General features: G+C 53.8%; 14 protein-coding genes. 9 read left to right on the top strand and 5 right to left on the bottom strand.

Going from position 1 to position 19,319, the window contains the following annotated elements:
• Positions 1-35: 35 nt before the first annotated feature.
• On the top strand, positions 36-401 hold the full coding sequence (locus tag B9H00_RS16855; protein WP_157663244.1) for a hydroxyisourate hydrolase: 366 nt from the start codon (positions 36-38) through the stop codon (positions 399-401).
• A gap of 18 nt (positions 402-419) precedes the next feature.
• Here B9H00_RS16855 and B9H00_RS16505 read toward each other — a convergent pair whose 3' ends face one another.
• Positions 420-1,799, bottom strand: a complete 1,380-nt coding sequence (locus B9H00_RS16505) for a uracil-xanthine permease family protein (protein ID WP_086901578.1) — start codon at positions 1,797-1,799, stop codon at positions 420-422.
• Positions 1,800-1,878: 79 nt separating this feature from the next.
• The gene (gene guaD, locus B9H00_RS16510) at positions 1,879-3,195 is read right to left on the bottom strand and encodes a guanine deaminase (RefSeq protein ID WP_086901579.1); all 1,317 of its coding nucleotides are present in this window, start codon (positions 3,193-3,195) and stop codon (positions 1,879-1,881) included.
• A gap of 257 nt (positions 3,196-3,452) precedes the next feature.
• On the opposite strand from guaD, the gene B9H00_RS17165 reads away from it, so the two are divergent.
• The 3 genes from B9H00_RS17165 (at position 3,453) to gltS (ending at position 8,557) form a co-directional block, all read left to right on the top strand.
• Positions 3,453-5,183 (top strand): methyl-accepting chemotaxis protein, encoded by a 1,731-nt coding sequence (locus tag B9H00_RS17165; protein WP_086901580.1) that lies wholly within the window; start codon positions 3,453-3,455, stop codon positions 5,181-5,183.
• A gap of 165 nt (positions 5,184-5,348) precedes the next feature.
• Complete coding sequence (locus B9H00_RS17170; protein WP_086901581.1) at positions 5,349-7,094, top strand: methyl-accepting chemotaxis protein; 1,746 nt, start codon at positions 5,349-5,351, stop codon at positions 7,092-7,094.
• Positions 7,095-7,417: 323 nt separating this feature from the next.
• On the top strand, positions 7,418-8,557 hold the full coding sequence (gene gltS, locus B9H00_RS16525; protein ID WP_236944310.1) for a sodium/glutamate symporter: 1,140 nt from the start codon (positions 7,418-7,420) through the stop codon (positions 8,555-8,557).
• On the opposite strand, the gene B9H00_RS16530 is transcribed toward gltS, so the two are convergent.
• The 3 genes from B9H00_RS16530 to B9H00_RS16540 all read right to left on the bottom strand — a co-directional run bounded on the left by B9H00_RS16530 (position 8,550) and on the right by B9H00_RS16540 (position 12,715).
• Positions 8,550-9,815: a PIG-L deacetylase family protein gene (locus B9H00_RS16530; RefSeq protein WP_086901583.1), complete on the bottom strand. Its 1,266-nt coding sequence runs from the start codon at positions 9,813-9,815 to the stop codon at positions 8,550-8,552. The two genes, gltS and B9H00_RS16530, sit on opposite strands and share 8 nt — an antisense overlap.
• Positions 9,812-11,053, bottom strand: coding sequence for a glycosyltransferase family 4 protein (locus B9H00_RS16535; protein ID WP_086901584.1), 1,242 nt, complete (start codon positions 11,051-11,053; stop codon positions 9,812-9,814). The genes B9H00_RS16530 and B9H00_RS16535 overlap by 4 nt, the downstream gene beginning before the upstream one ends.
• Positions 11,054-11,260: 207 nt before the next feature.
• Positions 11,261-12,715: an SLC13 family permease gene (locus B9H00_RS16540; protein WP_086901585.1), complete on the bottom strand. Its 1,455-nt coding sequence runs from the start codon at positions 12,713-12,715 to the stop codon at positions 11,261-11,263.
• A gap of 198 nt (positions 12,716-12,913) precedes the next feature.
• Here B9H00_RS16540 and galE point away from each other — a divergent pair, with 198 nt between their 5' ends.
• From galE to thrS, 5 genes are all read left to right on the top strand, one after another.
• A complete protein-coding gene (gene galE / locus B9H00_RS16545) occupies positions 12,914-13,936 on the top strand; it encodes a UDP-glucose 4-epimerase GalE (RefSeq protein WP_086901586.1) in 1,023 nt (340 codons plus the stop codon).
• A 213-nt stretch (positions 13,937-14,149) separates the two neighbouring features.
• Positions 14,150-15,292, top strand: a complete 1,143-nt coding sequence (locus tag B9H00_RS16550; protein WP_086901587.1) for a glycosyltransferase family 4 protein — start codon at positions 14,150-14,152, stop codon at positions 15,290-15,292.
• Positions 15,293-15,412: 120 nt separating this feature from the next.
• Complete coding sequence (locus B9H00_RS16555; RefSeq protein ID WP_157663246.1) at positions 15,413-15,874, top strand: DUF2489 domain-containing protein; 462 nt, start codon at positions 15,413-15,415, stop codon at positions 15,872-15,874.
• A gap of 339 nt (positions 15,875-16,213) precedes the next feature.
• Positions 16,214-17,149 carry an OmpA family protein gene (locus B9H00_RS16560; RefSeq protein ID WP_086901589.1) on the top strand — a complete coding sequence of 312 codons (936 nt, stop codon included), beginning with the start codon at positions 16,214-16,216 and terminating at the stop codon, positions 17,147-17,149.
• A 260-nt stretch (positions 17,150-17,409) separates the two neighbouring features.
• Positions 17,410-19,308 (top strand): threonine--tRNA ligase, encoded by a 1,899-nt coding sequence (thrS, locus tag B9H00_RS16565; RefSeq protein ID WP_086901590.1) that lies wholly within the window; start codon positions 17,410-17,412, stop codon positions 19,306-19,308.
• Positions 19,309-19,319: the final 11 nt, after the last annotated feature.

Below are 19,319 nucleotides of genomic sequence, written 5' to 3' on the forward strand. Positions count from 1 at the left end.
TATGGGAGAGGGAGACAGGTTTTCAGGAGACAGACATGGCTACGCTGACGACGCGGGTACTTGACCAATACCATGGTATTGCCGTGGAGGGGATGGTGGTGTCGCTTGAAGCACATGGCGATGACGAGCCCATTATGACGCTTCATACCAATGCCCGGGGGGAGCTTGAAGAGACACTGCTTCAGGATGGCAGCGGGGGGCACTATCGTCTCATCTATCACGTGCGTGACTATTTTCTGAGCCGGGGCGTGGAGTGCCCGCTGCTTGATCGAATACCGGTCGAATTCACGCTGTCACGTGGCGCCAGTGAAACCATCGTTCTGCTGGTCAGCCCCTGGGGATACAGCGTTCATCGTGACAGCCGGAGCTGTCACGATAACCGGGTATCCGGAAGGCGCTGAAGGTGACTGGGGAATGGTTTACGGGGTGTCTGCACCCTGTTGAGCCGCGTCAGATACCGCGTCCTCTTCCGTCACCTGATGCTCGGGCAGAATCAGGTGCATCAAAATGGCCAGCAGTCCCCCTGTGGTAATCGAGGAAGAAAGCACACTTTGTATCAGCTCCGGAAGTCCTGAAAGTACCTGCGGCACCAGCTCGACGCCCAGGCCGGCACCGAGAGACAGCGCGATGATCATGACCCGTTTGCGGGTCATGCGCTGTTCGGCAAGCATTCGGATACCGGAAACCGCGATCAAGCCGAACATCAATGTCGTTGCCGCACCCAGAACGGGCTGTGGGATGGATTGAAGCACGGCACCCATGGCGGGTATCAAACCCAGAACGATCAAAATACCGCCGACGAACAGACCGATATGACGACTGGCTACCCCGGTCAGGTGGATGATTCCGGTGTTCTGGCTGAAGGTGGTATTGGGGAATGTGTTGAGAATGCCGGCGAGCAGGGAGTTGAAACTGTCGCCCAGAACGCCACCGCGGATACGCTTTTGATATTCCGGCCCGCTGGTGGGCAAATGCGATGCGCGTGATGAGCCGGTCAGGTCACCCACGGTCTCGATGGCCGTGATGGCAAAGATGAACGCAACCGGAATAAAGGCCGCCACATCGAAGCCTAGTCCGTAACGCAACGGCTGCGGAAACTGGAACAGTGGCGCCTGTGCCACGCCACTCAGATCCAGCCGGCCCAAAAGCGCCGCGGCAATGCAGCCGGCCAGAAGGCCAACAAAAACGGATCCTACCCGCAGCATGGGATGACGACTGAGCTGACAGATCAGCACGACGCCTATCACGATCACAGCGAGCAATAGATTCATGGGGTCGCCCGGATTCTCGGCACCATGGCCACCGGCGATATCCGTCACGCCAACGCTGATCAGGCTCAGCCCGATCAGGGTGACCACCACGCCGGTAACTGTCGGGGTAATAATGCGTTTGAGATGATGCAGCACGCTGCCCAATGCCATCTCGATCAGACTGCCGGCCATGCAGATACCAAACAGCACACCCAGTACTTCGTGGTCGGAGGCGCCGCGCTCCCGGGCAATCAGGCCGGCCGAGATGAGCGCGGCAACAAACGAAAAGCTGGTGCCCTGTACACACAGCAGTCCCGATCCCAGAGGCCCGAGACGCTGAGTCTGGATCAGCGTACTGATGCCGGAAACCAACAGTGCCAGACTGATCAGGTAGGGCGCTTCATTTTGTAATCCCAGCGCACCGGTGACAATAATGGTAGGCGCAATAATGGCGACAAAGCAGGCCAATACATGCTGAAAGGCGACCAGAAAAGCCGTATGAAACGGCGGTCGATCGCTGTGTCGAAAGATCAACTCATTGTCATGCATTCAATGTGTTCCGCGGGGGCATTCGTGGCGCTCGGACGCCGGTAGTGGAAAGGAGGGCGGTCATTGTAACCGCTGAAGATCAACAGGAGGCGGCATCATAAAGCTTCTTGCCCATGACGTAGGTGGCACTGATGCAGCGCTCATCACCCAGAATCATCAGGTTGAAAAGCTTCTCCATCAGGGTGGGGTCGTATCGATCCTTGCGTGCCAGCATGGGTGTCGCGCGCGGGTTGATGATGGTGATGTCTGCTTCCATTCCGGGCGTCAGACGGCCAATGTGTTGATCAATGTCAAGCACACGGGCGTTACCCAGTGTATGGGCATAAAAAGCCTGCCATGGTGTCAGGGGTTGACCTGAGAGCTGACCGACCTTGTAGGCATCCTGAAGGGTCTGAAAAGGGCTAAAGCTGGTGCCGGCGCCAATATCACTGGCAATCCCGACGCGCACTTCCTGCTCGCGTGCCCGGTGCCAATCAAACAGGCCACTGCCCAGAAACAGATTCGAGCTCGGGCAAAAGGCGATGGCGCCGCCGTCATCGGCAAGCCGCTGGCGGACATCATCATCGATGTAAATGCCATGAGCGAAAATTGCCCGCGGACGTACCAGTTGATAGCGCGAATAGACATCCAGATAGTCACGGGCTTCTGGGAAAAGTGATTTAACCCACTCCACTTCCTGTCGGTTTTCGGACAGATGAGTCTGCATCACCATGCCAGGATAGTCGCTCAACAGCTCACCGGTGGCGGCCAGCTGTTGCGGCGTCGAGGTGGGTGCAAAGCGGGGGGTGATCGCGTACTCGAGACGACCACGGTCATGCCACTGCTCGATTAATCGGCGGCTATCACGGATACCGCTCTCGGGTGTATCACACAGCGCCGCTGGAGCATTGCGGTCCATCATGACCTTGCCGCCCAGCATACGCATGTTCCGCTCGAAAGCGGCACTGAAAAGGGCGTCGACAGAGTTGGGGTGGCTGGTGCAAAAGGCAAGTGCCGTGGTGACACCATTGGCCAGCAGCTGCTCCATGAAGGCCTGGGCGATCTCGTCAGCATAGGCGCGATCAACGAAACGACACTCTTCCGGAAACGTGTAGGTGTTGAGCCAGTCGAGCAGCTGACGACCGTAGGAGGCCATGATATCGAGCTGGCTGTAATGAAGGTGGGGATCGATAAAGCCCGGCATGATCAGTTGATCCGGCCAGTGCTCGATGGGGGTACCTTCCGGCAGGTGCTCCAGCAGCACCTGCGCTGGGCCACTCTCCAGTATGCGTCCTTCCTGAATCAGGACCAAACCATCCTGATGAAATTCCACACTGCCTTCCAAAGGCTCATCGCTTGTTCCTGGATCATCATTAAAGTGCAGGGTCATGCCCCTTAGTGCGTGAAGGCTGCTCATTTTATGGTGTCCATCTTTTTGACGTGGATGAAGAAGGCATGATGGTACTGGTGTTCAGGCATGCAGGCCCGAGAGCATCGCATCATCTGTTTGAGTTATTGACAGCGTCGATCCATTACTTTGATAAGGCGAAAACTATCAGAGCTATAATTTGAATTAATTTTAATATTAAGGAAGCTTATCAAGAGAGCGCTGCATAAGGTCGATAGGAACGAAAGAACCTGAGGCACCTTTTCACTTCTCTGGAGAATCCTATCATGCTGGGCCTGAATCGTAGCGTCAGATACAAATTGATCGGCAATGTTGTTGTGACAGCATTCATCATGCTGGTCATTGGCCTTGCCGGTATCCTTGGAATGCAGTCATCGGATCGTAATCTTGAGTCAGTCTATGGCACAAATGTCGTACCCATGCAGGTACTGGCCGATGTGAGAGGAGCGCTTTACGACTCGCGCGTCGATTTCATGCGGGTGCAGATTGATGAAAATCCCGGGACGGCCCAGCAGTTGCTATCAAGCTATGGCAATGAACATCGCGACAAGGTCGACCAGCTTTGGCAAAGCTATACGAGCAGATTTCTGGACTCTCCGGAAGAGCAGGCGCTTGAAGCCAATACAACGCCAGCATTGGCAGCCTACTGGCAAAATTATGATCAATTCCTGCGCAATATGGCGAGCGGTACTTTCCCCTCTGCAGAGGATATGACTCAATTTCGCAAGATGTTCCAGACGGCTGCCAACGGTGTAAGTAGTGCTCTGAGCATCAATGTAAAAGAAGCGGCAGGTGCCTACGCCACCAGTAGTAAAAGTTCCGAGGTTTCTCTGTATGCCATTCTTGCGGTCATGGGTTGTGCGTTTCTTGCCATGGCGGGAATTGCCTGGCTTTTGATTCGCGGCATCATGGTGCCGCTCAAACGGGCGGGTGAAGTGTCCGAGTCCATCGCTCAGGGCGACCTGAATAACCACATCGAAGTGAAGGGCCGCGACGAGTTCGCCAGCCTGTTGAATAGCCTTGCCGCCATGCAGAAGCAGCTGGCTCATGTGGTCAACGATGTCCGGGTCAATGCCGAGTCGGTCGGTTCTGCTTCCAGTCAGATTGCCTCGGGCAATGATGACCTGTCCCGTCGGACTCAGGAGCAGGCTGCCAGCCTCGAGGAAACGGCCGCGTCGATGGAAGAGATGACCTCCACCGTCAAGCAGAATGCCGATAATGCCGCTCAGGCCAATCAGCTGGCACTCAATGTACGTCAGCAGGCTCGTGAAGGCAGTGACGTGGTCAATCAGACCACACTGGCGATGAATGAAATCAGCACCTCGAGCCAGAAAATTGCCGAAATCGTGGGCCTGATCGATTCGATCGCCTTCCAGACCAATCTTCTGGCGCTCAACGCAGCGGTTGAAGCGGCTCGTGCCGGTGAACAGGGACGTGGGTTTGCCGTTGTTGCCAGTGAAGTACGCACCCTGTCCAGCCGTAGTGCTGAAGCCGCCCGCGAAATCAAGACGCTGGTTGATGACAGCGTTGCCAAGGTCGCCAATGGTTCCGAGCTGGTAGGGCGTTCAGGGCAGACGCTGGGCGGGATTGTCGAAAGCATCAACAAGATGACCGATATTGTGGCCGAGATCGCAGCGGCCAGCCGTGAGCAGTCCACAGGTATCGAGCAGGTCAACCAAGCCATCTCGCAGATGGATAGCGTGACCCAGCAAAACGCCGCGCTGGTAGAAGAAGCCGCGGCGGCCAGCCGCTCCATGGAGCAGAGCGCCCGGGTACTGCGCGAGCAGGTGGCCTTTTTCAGAGTGGCGGATGGCGGGGGAAGGCAATATGCGTCGGCACCGGTGGCCAGTCACCTGATGGAACAGCCGAAGCGTCATGAGTCAGCCCGGTCGACAGGGTCAGTGCATTCGAAAGCGAAGCCGGCAACACCAGTAAAAAGCCAGAGTTACAAGACGCCAGCGGCGACCAGTGAGACCGATGAATGGGAAACGTTTTAGAGTACTGGTGAAAATCAAATCATCACATAAAAGCCGCCCCTCATCGGGGCGGCTTTTGCTTTCAGAGGCAGCAGTTTATGGCTTCAGAATCCATGTGATCAGCCGATATGAGTCACACGCGGCCCGGTGGCCGTCCTTGAGACTTTTATTTAGGGAGTGGTCAGCATGTTCGGCCTTAATCGCAGTGTGAAATACAAGCTTGTGGCGACCATGGTGGTCATGAGCATCATCATGCTGGTCATTGGTGTCGCCGGCATCCTCGGCATGAAGGGCAGTAATCAGAATCTGGAAGCCGTTTACAAGACCAACGTGCTGCCGATGCAGAATCTTTCAAGCATCAGAAAAAATATAAGCTGGTCAAGAATCGACTCTTTCAAGGCGCGTGCCGACAGAAGCCCACAGACGGCATCCGATATTTTAAACAGCTACGAGCAGCAGTATAAAAACGAGACGGATCGTCTCTGGCAAACCTACAGCACAACGCAGGTCACCTCGCCGGAAGAGAAAGCCATTGCTGACAAGATGTCGGCATCGCTGGCAACTTACTGGTCACTGTATCAGCAGGTGGCCCGTGACATGAGCCAGGGCAATTTTGAGTTCACGCCTACGATCCAGCAGACACGTGATAATTTTGAAACCCTTTCCGCAGAGCTTGAAAGCCTTCTCGACATTAATGCCCAGCAGTCAGAGCGTTCCTACAACAATGGTGTGGCAGGCGCGACAAAATCCATCTGGACCATTGTGGCGACAATTGTGCTGGCTCTGGTAGTGATGAGTGCCATCGCATGGTTTCTTATCAGAGGCATCATGGTGCCGCTCAAACGGGCAGGTGAAGTGTCCGAGTCCATCGCTCAGGGCGATCTGAATAACCATATCGAAGTGAAGGGCCGCGACGAGTTCGCCAACCTGCTAAACAGCCTGGCGGACATGCAGAAGCAGCTGGCCCATGTGGTCAACGATGTCCGGGTCAATGCCGAGTCGGTCGGTTCTGCTTCCAGTCAGATTGCCTCGGGCAATGATGACCTGTCTCGTCGTACTCAGGAGCAGGCTGCCAGCCTCGAGGAAACGGCCGCGTCGATGGAAGAGATGACCTCCACCGTCAAGCAGAATGCCGATAATGCCGCTCAGGCCAATCAGTTGGCGCTCAATGTACGTCAGCAGGCTCGTGAAGGCAGTGACGTGGTCAATCAGACCACGCTGGCGATGAACGAAATCAGCACCTCGAGCCAAAAAATTGCCGAAATCGTGGGCCTGATCGATTCGATTGCCTTCCAGACCAACCTGCTGGCGCTCAACGCAGCGGTTGAAGCGGCTCGTGCCGGTGAACAGGGACGTGGGTTTGCCGTTGTTGCCAGTGAAGTACGCACACTGTCCAGCCGTAGTGCTGAAGCCGCCCGCGAAATCAAGACGCTGGTTGATGACAGCGTTGCCAAGGTCGCCAATGGTTCCGAGCTGGTAGGGCGTTCAGGTCAGACGCTGGGCGGAATTGTCGAAAGCATCAACAAGATGACCGATATTGTGGCCGAGATCGCGGCGGCCAGCCGTGAGCAGTCCACGGGTATCGAGCAGGTCAACCAGGCCATCTCGCAGATGGATAGCGTGACTCAGCAAAACGCCGCGCTGGTAGAAGAAGCTGCGGCGGCGAGCCGCTCCATGGAGCAGAGCGCCCGGGTATTGCGCGAGCAGGTGGCCTTTTTCAGAGTGGCGAATGGCGGGGGAAGGCAATATGCGTCGGCACCGGTGGCCAGTCACCTGATGGAAAATCCGAAGCGTCATGAGTCAGCCAGATCGACGGGAGTGGTGCATTCAAAAGCGCCCGTGGCATCAGGCAAGACGACAACGTCAGCCAAAAGCCAGAGTTATAAAGCCCCTGCGGCGACCAGCGATACCGATGAGTGGGAAACGTTTTAAGTCGGTTAACAACGGATAGACTCTGAAAAAGGATCGCCGCTGATGCGGCGATCCTTTTTTGTATGGACAAGGCAAGTGGCCCGATGAAGAGTAAAGGTTTATGGGGTTTTTTCTGAAAACCTGATCGTACAAAAGGCCAGTCTCATACGGGCGAAAGCATAGAGCAATAGCAGAGCAAACTGATGAAATTGGGGTCGGGCAAGCGGAATGGCTTATACTCTCGCGTGCCTTTCAGGCGTTACAGTGTATGACATCAATGACTTACAGGAACCATTATGACGCCTGGTCCCATAACGACGCTCTTTATTGCCATCGTAGTGCTGGTGCTCGGTCAGCAATGTGTCAAACACGTCCGCTTTCTGCGTGAATTTAATATACCAGTGCCAGTGGTCGGAGGGCTTCTTGCCACTTTATGCATTACAGTACTGCGTGCCTTCGGGGTCGAAATCACCTTCTTCGGTGGTCTTCAGGAACCCTTCATGCTGGTTTTTTTCGCCTCGGTCGGTCTTTCCGCCAACTTTGGCCTGATTCGCGCGGGCGGCTCAAAATTGCTGATCTTTTTTGCGCTCGTAGTGGGCTTGCTGGTATTGCAAAACATTGTTGGTGTAGGGATTGCCACCCTGTTCGGGTTGTCGCCCGTGATGGGGCTTCTAGGCGGTTCAATCACCATGTCAGGTGGGCATGGAACCGGTGCTGCATGGGCTGAAGTCTTCACCAATAACTATGGTGTGGACAGTGCCATGGCGCTGGCAATGGCTGCGGCAACGTTTGGACTGGTCTTTGGTTCCCTGATTGGTGGGCCGACCGCATCGTTTCTAATTCGACGTGCCCAAAAGAAGGGTATGAGCATCGAAAGCGATGATCAGGCAGATGTTGCTGATCTTGCCGGGCAGGATCAGCGAACGGATGTTGGCAGCATGATCCGTGTATTGTGCTGTCTTTTTGCAGGGCTTGTCGCAGGGACGTTTCTTCATGGTCTACTTGAGGATACGCCATTGAGTCTGCCGACATTCGTCTGGGTACTTTTTTCATGCGTGATCATCGGTAACGTTTTGCGCATCAGTCGTCTTTATCATGTCAATGACGATGCCAATAATACGGTAGGCAACGTCGCTCTTTCCGTGTTTCTGGCGCTTGCGTTGATGAACCTCAAGTTGTGGGATCTCGCCAACCTGGCACTTCCAATGCTGGTCATTTTGATGGTGCAGGTCGCTCTGGTCTTTTTCTACACCACACAGGTCACCTTTAGAGTCATGGGCGGCGGTTACGATGCCGCTGTACTGGTGGCAGGTAACTGTGGTTTTGCCATGGGAGCGACCCCCACAGCCATCGCCAACATGCAGGCGGTCACCGAACGGTTCGGGCCCTCACGACTGGCATTCATTATCGTGCCGGTGGTTGGCGGGTTTTTGATCGATATCGCTAACGCGATGATTATAAAAGGCTTCCTTTTCTTTACTTGAGATATCTGCCGGGCGATTGGTCCGGCAGTAATTCTTTGGTGCCTTCGATAAACTCCTCTACGTCCACCATTTGAAAATATTCGCTACTACGGATAGCCCACTGAAAGTAGCGATCCCTGTCGGGTGCAAACGTTGGATGAAAGCCTTCCCTGCGGTTTTTCTTTCTGATCTGTCGAGGCCGATCCCGACGGGAAAGGTCGTCCATGGCATTCAACAGAAGCGCCTTGTGGCGCTGTGCCTTTTCATCAAGAGAAAAAAGATAAGGGGCCGGTGCACGAAAAAGCGGCTTTCTTAGTGCTGGAGAAGGTGTCCAGGCCGGCTGAAAGGCAGGGCCCGGCGAATGTGCGTCCTGATAATGGTTGGCATAGAGCAGAACGCGCTCTGGCCTGGAATGGCTTCGCTTAAGCGCTTCTGCAAGCGCCAGGGACGCTGCAAGATGGTCCGGGTGGGGATCATATTCGGGATCAGTCACCAGTATCGTGGCAGGCTGCCAGTATTCAATCAGATGCTGTAGATCATTAATGATGTGTTCGCGCTCAAGAATCTCTGCATTGTCATTGGGCAGTGAGAGAGCATTGAGTCGCCTGGCTTGTTGAATGGGCAAAACAGGATCAATGACGGCATCGTCATGAATAATTTGCCAGCCATACCCATCAGGAACGCCCAGCATCTGGCAATGTTCAATGGCAACGCCTGAAAGAAGGGGGGTGACGGCACTGTTCCAGCTTCTGATGTCGCCCTTGCGCTGACTGGCAGCCGTCAGGTCATCATCCAGCCTTGTAATATATTGCCTGTCCAGTTTTCGGAGTAGTTCACCTGCTGAAAGAGTCACGATCCGTGCCTGCGCCGCATGAGCGCTGTAGAGGCCTCCTGCGGCGATTTCGGCATCGTCTGGATGAGGGGCCACAATCATGATGGGGCCATCGTCAAGTTTCGGTTGGGAAACCACTGTAGCGTCAGCGTACGCATCCAGAGGAACATTGCCTTTAAAGGAAAAGCGCAGCGGAAGCTCAAACTCTTCAGGTTTGAGAGGAAAAGTCAGAGCGACCTGTTCATGCTGGCGATGCAGCGAAAACGACAGAACTTTCTGGCCAATGTGCACATTGATGCAGGGGAGAGATCGACGCCATCTGGAATATTTGACACGAAATATCAGCTGTATCGTGAGCTGATCGGAAGACGCGACCGGGGGTGAAGGCAGTACCCTTCCAGAGGGAACGCTATCCTTCAATGCAATTCTGGCGCTTGTGACTTTCATGATGTCATGGCTGTGTTGTGCCCACTGTACCGCCTGTCGGTCGCTGACATGATGTGGCGAACCTGTCCGAGCAAGTGATTTCCGTACTGCTGAAAGTCATTGAATTGACCTGCATGGCTAATGGCATGCTGGCGCATGTCATTTAAACGCTGCGTGCTGGCTGCCAAATTGCCAATTGTATCCGCCAGTCTTTGGGGGGCGATGACAGCAGGTGGCCTTAATTGATCCATTTCCGGATCGTAAACCAGTTCCGGCAACTGCGACATGATATTGCTGCCATAGTAGGTTCTTGGGTCATGTTCGCAGGGCAGAGTGATGCCACTGATATTTTCCCTGATGGTTTCAGGCAAGCCGTCTACACGACTGGCAATGACCGGGCATCCTGCTGCGCTGGCTTCAAGGCTGGCCATGCCGAATGATTCACGAATGGAAGGGCAGAGGGCAATGTCCATGTTGCCGAAAAAGTATCGCGTATCGTTCACGAAACCGTGGAAATGACACGCTTTAGCGATCCCCAGACTCTCGGAAAGATTCTTCAGGACGCTCTCCTGTGATCCTTTGCCGGCGATATGCAGTTCTGCATTAATACCCTGTTGGCGTAGAAGTGCCAAAGTGTGAAGCGCAACAGTAACGCCTTTAATGGCTGTGAGTCTGCCAGCGAAAGCCAGTTTAAGAGGGCGTCCCTCAAGCGGTAAACGCTGTTCCAGTATCGGGTTCGGGGTATTGCGAAGCGGGTTGGGTACGATGGCAACCGCCTGATTATCGACTCCCCATTTGAGCTGCAATACGCGTTTGGCGGCATGTGAAACACAAATGAAACCGGATGCAGCATTCAAGAAGCGTCTCCCTTCCTCATCCACCTTATGAATCCAGCTAACGCCATGCTCGTAGTGAATGTAGGGGACTTGCTGTTTGGTGCCCCCGGCCAAAATAGGATTGTGACGCAGGTTGGACCAGCTCAGAGCAATATCCGGCCGAGGGAGCGGCCGCATGGCGCGATGAACATGCATCCGTCTTATGAGAGCAGGCCTTGTGGGCAGCTTGAATCCTTTCCAGCGTTTGTAATCGATGGCAAGCAAGGATGCGGGGAGTCTCTTGCTGACTTCATCATGGATAGGGGCACTGCGAAGCAGAACACTTTGGATCAGATCATGCTGAGCCCAGGCGCTGCTCAAGCCTGCAAATAGAAGTTCGGCGCCACCAAGGTTTTTTAAACCAATGTAATGTGCAACATGCATGATTTAAATACACATAAGCTGATGTTTTAAGAAGCTTTTCAGGTCGAACGGAAACTCAATGATTTAATTTTATCTTAATATTTTATTTTTTATTAATCAATTTTTAAGCTTTCCAAAGTTGATTCTCAAGTGTTCAGTGCCAACAACGCTGGCATAAAAAAACCGCCTGCTATTAACAGACGGCTGCTTGACGGGAAACCTTAATGCTTACCAGAGCAGGGAAACCAGCAGGTAGACGAGCAGGGTGATGACGACAGTGCCGGCAAGGTTGAGAAACAGTCCGGCACGAATCATGGATTGAATCTTCATCTGACCGGTCGCAAATACGATAGCATTGGGGGGCGTGGCGACAGGCATCATGAAGGCGCAGCTTGCAGCAATGGCTGCGGGCACGGTGATAAGTAGTGGCGAAAGCCCCAGTGAAACGGCAAGCGCCCCCAGTAGAGGCAAGAAGGCAGCAGCAGTGGCGGTGTTGGATGTCACCTCGGTCAGAAAAATAATGACCAGTACGACAATCGCGATTAGTCCAATCAGAGGGAAAATGGAGAACAGCGAAAGCTGTTCGGCGATCCATGCAGCCAGCCCTGAGCTCTGAATGATGCCTGCCAGCGCCAGCCCACCCCCAAACAGCAGCAAAACACCCCAAGGCAGCGAGGCCGAACTTTCCCAGTCCATGAGTTTTTCCTTGTCGCTGTTGCCGGAAGGCATCAGGAAAAGCCCAACGCCGACTGCCATGGCAATGGTGGTATCGCTGAGCCAGTCGAGGCCGAGGTTGTTCAGTACCGGGCGTAAAATCCAAGCGGCCGCGGCGATTAGAAACGCAATGCCGACGCGCTTCTCGGCGCTGCTCATGTTGCCAAGTTTGCCAAGTTCTTCTTTCAAGAGGTCATTGCCAGCCTCCCCCTGTCCAAGATCGAAACCCTGTCGGGTCAGCCACCACCAGGCAATGGCCATCATGGCGATCGATACCGGCAGACCGACGACCATCCACTGTGCAAAGCCGATATCAATGTCCTGATTATTGGATAGATATCCTGCGAGCAGTGCGTTGGGAGGCGTTCCTATCAATGTGGCGACACCCCCAATACTGGCTGAATAGGCAATGGCCAACAGCAGCGTCGTGGCGTAGCGGCGGACTTCGTTTTCGTTGCTGGTGGAAAGCAGGGCGATGACGGAGGTGCCAATAGGCAGCATCATGATGGCCGTTGCCGTATTGGAGACCCACATGCTGATAAAGCCCGTTGCCAGCATGAAGCCACCAATCTGCTTTTTAGGGTCGGAACCCATGATAATCAGAATGCGCAACGCAATGCGGCGATGAAGGTTCCAGCGCTGCATGGCCAGGCCCAGCAAAAATCCCCCAAGAAACAGAAAGATAATCGGGTCAGCATAAGCAGAAGTGACTTCCTTTAGGCTGCCGATCCCCATGGCTGGTGCGAGAATAATGGGTAGCAGTGACGTTGCCGGGATCGGGATGGCCTCGGTGGACCACCATGTCGCCATCAATAGGGCCAGCCCGATGCAGTGCCAGGCACTCTCGGACATTCCCTGTGGCGCGGGAACCAACAGCACCATCAAAACCCACAGCAAACCCAGCCACAGGCCGATAAGAGGGGCCTTGCCTGAAGATGATTGCTCATTGTCCGTAATCTTGTCCGGCATTGTTCGTTTCCGATGTCAGCAGTTGTTTTGAAGCAAGATAACCGATGGATCAGCATAAACCTTCGACTTTATTCATGTTTATAATGAAATAAGTATAAGACGATTGTATTTGCGCCTTTCGTCGATCAAGGAAACGCCTACGTCATATGGCGCTGCACTTTAAGCCATATTGCTCGTTCAGAATTCAGGGAGAGGTAAATGATTCTAGTCACCGGAGGTGCCGGATATATCGGTTCGCATACGGTTCTGACACTGCTGGAGGCGGGTCGAGAAGTATTGGTGCTGGATAATTTTTGCAATGCCAACAAGAAGTCTCTGGACAGGGTCAGCGCGCTGGCGGGCAGGGAAATTCAATGGGTTGAAGGCGATGTTCGTGACGCTTCACTGCTTGATGATATTTTCAGGCAGCATGATATTGAATCGGTGATTCATTTTGCCGGGCTCAAGGCTGTGGGTGAAAGCGTACAAAAGCCGCTTGCCTACTTTGATAACAACGTCAATGGAACGCTGGTATTGTGCAGTGCCATGTCGCGCGCCGGCGTGAAGAAAATTGTTTTCAGTTCTTCGGCAACTGTTTACGGAGACCCGGAATCTGTCCCCATCCGTGAAAACTTTCCTACTTCAGCGACCAATCCCTACGGCCGCTCAAAGTTGATGGTAGAAGAGATCCTGCAGGATCTTGCGTTGTCCGACTCGCAATGGCGCATTTCCGTATTGCGTTATTTTAATCCGGTTGGCGCCCACGACAGCGGCATGATCGGTGAAGATCCCAATGGGATCCCCAATAACCTGGTCCCCTTTGTCAGCCAGGTGGCGATCGGACGTCGCGAGGTGCTGTCTGTATTTGGTAATGACTATGATACCGACGATGGCACGGGCGTACGCGATTACATCCATGTGACTGACCTGGCGAAAGGTCATCTGAAGGCACTTGACTACCTGGTGCATCACGATGGGGTACATACCTTCAATCTGGGTACCGGCAAGGGTTATAGCGTGCTCGAAGTGGTGCAGGCCTTCGAAAAGGCAAGCGGTCGCAAGGTGGCCCATGAATTCAAGCCACGTCGGGCCGGGGATATCGCGCGTTGCTATGCCGATCCTGAGTATGCCAAAGAGGTGTTGGGATGGACTGCCGAGTTTGGTATCGAAAAAATGATGGCAGATACCTGGCGCTGGCAGCACAACAATCCCAATGGTTATGGTGACTCGACTTCTTCATGAAGTTCTCGTAGGCAGTATGATCAACCCTGTTTAACCACGACCGGGTTGGTCTGGAACAAGCCTGATGATGATATGATGCCTTATCGGTTCCTGATGTTTATATAAGGAGTCCGAGAGTCTGGCATCAACGCACTGGTTCAGCATTCAGCGCGACAGCGGTATGTTGCTGCCAGCAATACCATATTCGCTGATATTGCTGTTTGAGTGTTTTCAATGACAGGACATGCAAGACCTCTGGCTGCCATTGCCATCCGTCAGGTAGAAAAGAGTACAGGCGCCAGTCGCAATGCACTTGAGCAAACGGCAGCGCTGGTCGCCCTGGGTTACCAGGTCGTCATCATTGCCGAGCGGGGAAATTCTGCTTTGGTTGAGCGCGCTGGTGCTCGATTGGTCAAGACCTGGCGCTGGCCTTTCAAGGGCGCACGTCGACGCTTCTGGTTCAATCAACGTGTTCAGGCCTGGTCAAGGCGTCATGCGCCAGCTCTGCTGGTGAGCCATGGTGATGTAGAAACACCTGATGTGGTATATCTCCATAACTGCGTGCATCTGGCCAGTCACGCCATCAATGGATGCGCTTTGCCCGACAATCATGAAGTGGCTGCCATTCATGACCATGTTTTGAGGCGTCAGCGCTTTCGTCGTGTTGCTGTTAACTCCAGAATGATGGGCAATGATTTAACAGCCCGTTATGGCATTGCTTCTGACAGAATCGATATTAGTTATCCCGGTTACGACCCTAGGCAGTTCAATCCGGAAAGCGCTCGTGCCGGGCGAGACGAGATTCGTCAATCGCTTGGGGCAGCATCCGAGGACTTTCTGATAGGGGTGGTAACCTCAGGCAATTTTAAAAAGCGTAATGTGAAAGGCTTTGTAAAACTGGCCGCTGAGCTGGATAAAACAATGCCGGGTCGCTGCCGCTTTCTGGTTGTCGGCAAGGATGATGCTTCTCCTTTTCAGCAGTTGGCTCAAAACCTCGGAATTGCCGATCAATTTGTCTGGCGCTCCACCATCAATGAGGTGGAGCGGCTTTATGGCGCGCTGGATCTTTTCATGTTGCCTGCTCACATTGAAGAGTTTGGGCGTGTTGCACTTGAAGCCATGGCGTGCGCGACACCCGTCATGCTGTCAGCCGGTGTAGGGTGTGCCGAGCTGCTCGAAGATCGTTATCCTGAGCTTGTACTGGACGCCATGGATACCCAGGGGTGGGCGCGCTGTGCTCACCAGTTGCTTGAAGATCACCACAGACGCGCCATGCTGGGTAGCGAGCTTTCAACGCTTGCAAGGCACTATTCCCATAGCCAGCAACAGCAGAAGCTGATGGCCGAGTTCAAGGCATTACGCAGTGCCGATGCCTGAGCAGGCTGACGTGCAACTGATGTTGCTCTTCCCGCGGCCAATATGTTCCTGAGCCTGATAGTGCCCATAGGATTTTTGTAAAAATCCCCGGCGATATAGATGAAAGGAGTAATGTTTATCGTGTCTCAAACATGGGCAATGACATTGTTGTGCCTGGCGCTTTTGATCGTCGGCGTTTTGCTGGCAGTCATTTGGCGCATGTCTCTTGAGCTGCGTCGGCGTCGAGCACGCCAGGCCCGGGAGAAAGCGCAGGCCGAGTATCAATGTCTTTCCAATCTTAATGTCATAGGGCGCGCCATGCATGAAGGTCAGATGGATCTGGTAGAGGGATGCCTGCGTGCTCGAGTCATCATTGATATTCTTGATGCAGGTTGGTGGGAAGACGACAAGCTGGCAGTAATAGCCCAGGTTAGTGATAGTACGGCGCATCTGAATACCCATCAGGCACGCTCTGCTCTAACTGCACGCGAAAGAATGCAGGAAGACCGGCAAAGGCTACAGGTTGTCAATGAGCATGAGGCCGCCATTCTTCAAGCGGCAAATCATCTGGTAAGTCGAACCGATAACGTTGTTGCGCGTTGATAAGGGATATTTCGAGCGAGATTCTTTTTTTTGGAGTTCGAAGCAATTAACCTGAAATTTAATCAATGCAATAAACAGCGTTTGACTTTCATCGCTTTCAGTGCGAAAACAGTGTTCGAATACGTCACAATGGATTGCCAGTGACGCGTTTTCATCATGGCATCGACTAGTGGCTCCGGTTGACCAAAGCAGGGTGGTCATGGACTGGTTTTAATACCTCCGGCATGCTTTTCTTGATGGTAGAAGAAAAACTTTCTAGAGCTATTGCCATTGCCTATACTCGGAACCGCTTAGTAACAACATCGTTGCCCTAGCGTTGCAAAAAAGAAGGAGTCTTGCATGAATAAATCAACAACTGGCTTGCTGCTGGGATCTGCTCTTGTCATGGGTCTCGCTGGCTGCGCCAGCTCAGGTACTCAATCCTCTGGTGCTTCTTCCAGTGGCGATTCCTGGTACTCTTCTCCTTTCGTCTGCGGTCTGGCTGGCGGCCTGATCGGTGGTGGCATCGGTTATGGTGTCAGCGGTAACGACGATGAAGAAACCGGTGCTGCCGTTGGTGCCACTGCCGGTGCAACAGCAGGTGCTCTGCTGTGCTCGGGCGGTGACAATCGTGAAATGGACTCGGACAACGATGGCGTTCCGGATTCTCGCGATGAGTGCCCGGGTACTCCGGCGGGTGTTGCCGTTGATGCCAAGGGTTGCCCGATCGATACTGACGGTGATGGCGTTCCGGACTACCTCGACCAGTGCCCGGGTACTCCGGCTGGCGTAGAGGTTGACTCTCGTGGTTGCCCGCTGGACTCCGACGGTGACGGCGTGCCGGACTACCAAGACCAGTGCCCGGACACTCCGGCCGGTACTCAGGTCAACGCTCTTGGCTGCCCGGCAGCCCTGGTTCTGCGTGACGTCAACTTTGAATTCGACTCTGCCAAGCTGACTTCCAATGCCGAGCAGACTCTGAATGATGTTGCCGAGAAGCTGAACAGCAACGAGCAGGTTCGTGTTCGTCTGGAAGGCTATACCGATTCCATCGGTAGCGCTGCCTACAACAAGGATCTGTCTCAGCGTCGTGCAGAGTCAGTACGTCAGTACCTGATTTCTCAGGGCGTATCTGCTGAGCGTATGGAAGCTCTTGGTTTCGGCGAGCAGCATCCGGTAGCTTCTAACGATACTGCTGAAGGTCGTGCAGAAAACCGTCGTACTGAAGTTCATCCGCTGGGCGATGATGGCCAGGTTCGCGATCGTACCAGTCAGAACGGTAGCAGCAATCAGTAAATTTTACTGATCTGCACCAGATAAAAGAGGGCGCTTCGGCGCCCTCTTTTTTGTATGAATATATGGTAGCGCTCACTGATGGTTCCTGTGATTTCCAGGGATTAACTGGACGTCATTCCTTACAATTTGCTAGTTTGCACTCCGGCTTATCATTTGCCCACGCCTGCCAGTTCCATGGCGCATTCCCTGCGTCCGCTGACAATGTAATACCTCAAGTGACTCCTGGTAGCGGTCACCACTGAAACAAGGAAGGAACTCCTATGCCCGTCGTCACGCTTCCTGACGGTAGCCAGCGTCAATTCGAATCTCCTGTCTCCATCATGGCCATTGCCGAGTCCATTGGTGCCGGTCTGGCAAAGGCCGCCGTTGCCGGAAAAATCGATGGAACCCTGGTCGATACCGCCGATATTGTTGACCATGACGCGTCAGTTGCCATCGTGACTGCAAAGGATCAGGAAGGGCTCGAGATCATTCGGCACTCCTGTGCTCATCTTATCGGCCATGCCGTCAAGCAGCTGTATCCAGAGGCCAAAATGGCCATTGGTCCTGTCATTGATGATGGCTTTTATTACGACATCGATTTTGGCCAGTCCATTTCGAGCGATGATCTTGAAAAGATCGAAAAGCGCATGCGCGAATTGATCGATGAAGGATACGACGTCTCAAGAGAGTACGTTGACCGCGATCAGGCCATGAAAGCCTTCATCTCAAGAGAAGAACCATATAAGCAGGATATTGTTTCCCGTATTCCCGAAGGTGAGACCATCCGTCTTTATCACCACAAGGAATACACGGACATGTGCCGGGGGCCACATGTGCCCAATACTCGGCATCTCAAGTCCTTCAAGCTTTTAAAGCTTGCCGGTGCCTATTGGCGCGGGGATGCTTCCAATACGATGCTGACGCGTATCTATGGCACTGCATGGGCGGACAAGAAGCAGTTGAATGCGTACCTGAAGCGGCTTGAAGAAGCGGAAAAACGCGATCACCGCAAACTCGCTCGCCAGCTCAATCTCTTTCATCAGCAGGAAGAGTCTCCGGGCATGGTCTTTTGGCACCCAAGAGGCTGGGCCATCTGGCAGGCGGTCGAGCAGTACATGCGCCGCGTGTATCGCGACGGCGGCTATCAGGAAATTCGCTGCCCGCAGGTCATGGACGTCAGTCTCTGGAAGAAATCCGGCCACTGGGACAATTACTCGGAAAACATGTTCTTTACCGAGTCGGAAAAGCGAGAGTACGCGCTCAAGCCGATGAACTGTCCGGGGCATGTCCAGGTGTTCAATTCAGGGCTTCACAGCTATCGTGAAATGCCCATTCGCTACGGCGAGTTCGGCGGCTGCCATCGTAATGAGCCGTCGGGCGCCCTGCATGGCATCATGCGAGTGCGTGCCTTTACTCAGGATGATGGCCACGTCTTTTGTACGGAGCGCCAGATCGAGCCGGAAGTCACCGATTTTCACCGTCAGGCGCTCAAGGTTTACGAAGACTTTGGTTTTGACGACATTGACGTCAAGATCGCGCTGCGCCCCGACAAGCGTATCGGTAGCGATGAAGATTGGGACAAGGCCGAAGGGGCTCTGCGTGCAGCGCTTGAGGCGTGCAATGTTCAGTGGCAGGAGTTGCCGGGCGAGGGCGCCTTTTATGGCCCCAAGATCGAGTATCATATGCGTGACTGTCTGGGCCGCGAATGGCAGGTCGGCACCATGCAGGTTGATTTCATGATGCCAGGCCGTCTTGGCGCGCAATATGTGGGCGAAGATGGCAACCGCCATACCCCTGTCATGCTTCATCGTGCCATTATCGGCTCCTTTGAGCGCTTTATCGGCATTCTGCTTGAGCATCATGCCGGTGCCCTGCCTCTATGGCTCGCCCCGGAGCAGGCGGTTGTCCTTAATATCACCGATGCTCAGGCTTCTTATGCCACGGCATTGACTGATCAATTGCAACAAGCCGGCCTTCGTGTCAAGTCAGACTTGAGGAATGAGAAGATCGGTTTTAAAATTCGTGAGCATACACTCCAGAAAGTACCTTATCTGCTGGTGGTTGGAGATAAGGAAGTGGAGTCAGGCAGGGTTGCTGTCAGAACGCGCACAGGTGAGGATCTTGGAACAATGACAGTGTCCGAGTTTCTTGCCAGGCTGGATGTTGAGCGTAGATAGCAGCATTTCTT

The sequence above is a fragment of the Kushneria marisflavi genome (assembly GCF_002157205.1).
In the GTDB taxonomy this organism is placed as follows: Bacteria; Pseudomonadota; Gammaproteobacteria; order Pseudomonadales; family Halomonadaceae; genus Kushneria; species Kushneria marisflavi.

What these genes read in the sequence shown, in the direction of transcription:
- B9H00_RS16855 (WP_157663244.1), top strand. Translation starts at nt 36, where the DNA reads ATGGCTACGCTGACGACGCGGGTACTTGACCAATACCATGGTATTGCC.
- B9H00_RS16505 (WP_086901578.1), bottom strand. Translation starts at nt 1,799, where the DNA reads ATGCATGACAATGAGTTGATCTTTCGACACAGCGATCGACCGCCGTTT.
- guaD (WP_086901579.1), bottom strand. Translation starts at nt 3,195, where the DNA reads ATGAGCAGCCTTCACGCACTAAGGGGCATGACCCTGCACTTTAATGAT.
- B9H00_RS17165 (WP_086901580.1), top strand. Translation starts at nt 3,453, where the DNA reads ATGCTGGGCCTGAATCGTAGCGTCAGATACAAATTGATCGGCAATGTT.
- B9H00_RS17170 (WP_086901581.1), top strand. Translation starts at nt 5,349, where the DNA reads ATGTTCGGCCTTAATCGCAGTGTGAAATACAAGCTTGTGGCGACCATG.
- B9H00_RS16530 (WP_086901583.1), bottom strand. Translation starts at nt 9,815, where the DNA reads ATGAAAGTCACAAGCGCCAGAATTGCATTGAAGGATAGCGTTCCCTCT.
- B9H00_RS16535 (WP_086901584.1), bottom strand. Translation starts at nt 11,053, where the DNA reads ATGCATGTTGCACATTACATTGGTTTAAAAAACCTTGGTGGCGCCGAA.
- B9H00_RS16540 (WP_086901585.1), bottom strand. Translation starts at nt 12,715, where the DNA reads ATGCCGGACAAGATTACGGACAATGAGCAATCATCTTCAGGCAAGGCC.
- galE (WP_086901586.1), top strand. Translation starts at nt 12,914, where the DNA reads ATGATTCTAGTCACCGGAGGTGCCGGATATATCGGTTCGCATACGGTT.
- B9H00_RS16550 (WP_086901587.1), top strand. Translation starts at nt 14,150, where the DNA reads ATGACAGGACATGCAAGACCTCTGGCTGCCATTGCCATCCGTCAGGTA.
- B9H00_RS16560 (WP_086901589.1), top strand. Translation starts at nt 16,214, where the DNA reads ATGAATAAATCAACAACTGGCTTGCTGCTGGGATCTGCTCTTGTCATG.
- thrS (WP_086901590.1), top strand. Translation starts at nt 17,410, where the DNA reads ATGCCCGTCGTCACGCTTCCTGACGGTAGCCAGCGTCAATTCGAATCT.